The organism is Sphingobium sp. CCH11-B1 (genome assembly GCF_001556865.1).
GTDB lineage: Bacteria > Pseudomonadota > Alphaproteobacteria > Sphingomonadales > Sphingomonadaceae > Sphingobium.
Map to the genome: position 1 here is coordinate 1 of NZ_LSJY01000190.1, position 395 is coordinate 395.

The 395-nt window shown below is 69.6% G+C and carries 1 protein-coding gene; it reads left to right on the plus strand.

Annotated features, from left to right (window positions below; translation table 11 throughout):
• The coding region (locus tag AX724_RS19320) for an ATPase, T2SS/T4P/T4SS family (protein ID WP_197421637.1) at nucleotides 1-395 on the plus strand (395 nt) is incomplete at both ends.

Below are 395 nucleotides of genomic sequence, written 5' to 3' on the forward strand. Positions count from 1 at the left end.
GGCGGCACCGGCAGTGGCAAGACCACGCTGGTCAATGCGCTGCTGGTGGAAGTCGCCAAGACCACCGACCGTATCGTCCTGATTGAGGACACGCGGGAGCTGCAATGCGCCGCGCCGAACCTCGTCGCCATGCGCACGAAGGATGGCGTCGTCTCGCTGTCCGATCTCGTCCGGTCCTCGCTGCGCCTGCGCCCTGATCGCATCCCGATCGGCGAGGTGCGCGGCGCCGAGGCGCTCGATCTCCTCAAAGCCTGGGGCACCGGCCATCCGGGCGGCATCGGCACGATCCACGCCGGAACCGCGCTCGGCGCGCTGCGCCGTATGGAGCAGCTCATTCAGGAGGCCGTCGTCACGGTCCCGCGCGCGCTGCTGGCCGAGACCATCGACCTGATCGC